This window comes from Thalassospira sp. UBA4513, assembly GCF_002388495.1.
Classification (GTDB): domain Bacteria; phylum Pseudomonadota; class Alphaproteobacteria; order Rhodospirillales; family Thalassospiraceae; genus Thalassospira; species Thalassospira tepidiphila.
The window spans coordinates 253,001-255,216 of the sequence record NZ_DGMR01000038.1 but is presented as its reverse complement, the minus strand read 5'-3'; the positions used below and the strand labels follow the sequence as shown (position 1 = coordinate 255,216).

Genomic DNA, 2,216 nt, shown 5'->3' with positions numbered 1-2,216 from the left:
TCGGTCACCAGATCAATCGCCAGATAGTTTTCAAAAACATCAATGTTCGGATGATTGACCGCCTGCCCCTGAAGCGTCGTCTGAACTGCACGCCCGGTGGCATCTGCCGCGTGCACAATGCGCCGATGACTGTGACCACCTTCGCGGGTCAGGTGGAACGGCTGATTGTTATCCCCATTGGGGTCGCGGGTCAGTTGAATGCCAAGTTCATCAAGCCAGGCAATTGCCTTTGGTGCATTGGTAGCGACGAATTCGACGGTTTCACGTTTGCAAAGGTCGGCACCTGCCACCAGCGTATCACGCACGTGGTTTTCAATGCTGTCGGCGGCATCAAGCACGGCGGCAATACCGCCTTGTGCCCAGTTGGTCGATCCATCATCGATCTTTCCCTTGGAAAGAACGGCGACTTTTACATGCGGGGCAAGTTTGAGTGCCGTGGACAAACCGGCAGCACCACTGCCGATAATAAGCACATCATACTGGAAAGAATTTTCGGACATTTTTTCCCATCGCTTTCGGGCGGTGCCAGATGGCGGAAACTGGCGCGGTGGCGTCAACATCGGGCTCCGAACAGAGGCGCAGAATAGGACTGCTTTTCTTCAATCTCAAACATATTTGTCTGAAATGGTGTGATGATTTCTGTCCGGCTGTGTCAGATTTATTGCGCGTCGCTTGCAAATGGCCGCCAAGCAGACAGATTAGAAAGGACCACCCAACACCAACCAGGGGAGTTTGCTGTGGGCAATTCTGCGCACAAGGAGACGGTTTATCGCGGTGGATGTCATTGCGGCGATGTCCGTTATGAAGTTCACGGGCCGGTTGACGATGCGGTGATGTGTCACTGCGAACTGTGTCGCAAGCTGCATGGACATGTCAGCTCTTATGCCCGCTTTGACCGCCATCATCTGAAACTGGCCAAGGATGACGGGCTGCGGTGGTATCGCATGTCTGATAAAACCGATCGCGGATTTTGCAAGGAATGCGGCACCGCCCTGTTCTGGCGCCCTGTGCGCAACGACAATATGGCGCTGATGCCCGGAACTCTTGATGATACAAAGGGTATGACCACAGTCGGGCAGATTTATTGCGCGGATAAAGGGGATTATTACCCGCTCGATCCGGCAATTCCCCAACATGATCAATCAGACAAGGCCGACAATGCTGCCGTCGCTGATCAGTCCTGATCGGTAACGCCGGGCACCTTCATCCAGGTCAGTTCGTGCTTGTTGTTATACAAATGCACGACCTTTGATCCGGGGATATCGGCAAACTGGGTGATTGCGGAATAGTCCGTATCGCCCTGCAATTTGATGGTGCAGATGAAATTGGTCGCCATCCCGGCATCGATCCACTGATTGACCAGTGTAAACAGTCGATCCGGATAGCAAATCACGTCCGAGCACAACCAATCGATATAGCCGATTTCTTCCGGATTCAGGCCAAAGGCACTTTCCTGACGGAAATCAACGCGCGGCAGATTGGCGATCTTTGCATCAAGGCGGGCCTTGTCGATGGAAATCACATCGGTGCCGAATTCATGCAAAACCCAGGTCCAGCCGCCCGGGCTTCCGCCCAGATCCATGGTGCGATCTCCGGCCTGCGGATAGGCACCAAGCCGAGTGAAGGCTTCCCACAGTTTAAGGTAGGCGCGGTTTGGCGGGGTGACCTTGTCTTCTTCAAACTCGACCTCGCCGTTTTTCCACGGGCTGGAACAATCAGCCGATGCAATGATGGTATCGGGATCAATCAGCGTCCATGATCCAAGCGGTGCGGTCGGGGCCGGTTCGCTAAATACCTGACGTTTTGCCGAAACATGGGGCAGGTGCCCTTCGATCAGTTTGGCGCGTGAAAAATGGTCAAACTTGAACAGGGCCCAGTTGCGCTGATTGAATTTCAGGATTTTTGCCGCACCCTTGATCGAGGGAATGGCAATCCGCACCGGGTTGCGCCAGACATTCTGCGCCCAGAAGACACGCCGTTCCGGACCGGGTGCAAACATCAACCGGTCATGGCGTTCAATGACGTCGCCAAGTTCGGCTTCAAGCTGATCTTCAAAGCCGACAGGGGCGAGGTAGCCGGTGGCATCCATCGGCTCGATTACGGCATCAACGCCGTCCGGGGTATCGAATGTCTGTGTGTTTTCCATCATGGGCCTGCTTTTACGCCGTTTTGACCCAATAAAAAAGCGGGAAAGCTGCATGACAGCTTTCCCGCCT

The 2,216-nt window shown here is 54.3% G+C and carries 3 protein-coding genes; 1 reads left to right on the top strand and 2 read right to left on the bottom strand.

Annotation, left to right across the window (positions count from 1 at the left end):
* On the bottom strand, positions 1 to 500 hold a 500-nt coding region (locus tag B2T33_RS16790; protein ID WP_286792678.1), incomplete at its 3' end, for an FAD-dependent oxidoreductase.
* Positions 501 to 737: 237 nt separating this feature from the next.
* On the opposite strand from B2T33_RS16790, the gene B2T33_RS16785 reads away from it, so the two are divergent.
* A complete protein-coding gene (locus tag B2T33_RS16785; RefSeq protein ID WP_197146628.1) occupies positions 738 to 1,184 on the top strand; it encodes a GFA family protein in 447 nt (148 codons plus the stop codon).
* Here B2T33_RS16785 and B2T33_RS16780 read toward each other — a convergent pair.
* The gene (locus B2T33_RS16780; RefSeq protein ID WP_414716645.1) at positions 1,175 to 2,149 is read right to left on the bottom strand and encodes an SAM-dependent methyltransferase; all 975 of its coding nucleotides are present in this window, start codon (positions 2,147 to 2,149) and stop codon (positions 1,175 to 1,177) included. The genes B2T33_RS16785 and B2T33_RS16780 overlap by 10 nt on opposite strands.
* Positions 2,150 to 2,216: the final 67 nt, after the last annotated feature.

Bases quoted from the DNA above. Each gene is read 5' to 3' on its own strand.
- B2T33_RS16780 (WP_414716645.1), bottom strand. From the start codon at position 2,149: ATGATGGAAAACACACAGACATTCGATACCCCGGACGGCGTTGATGCC.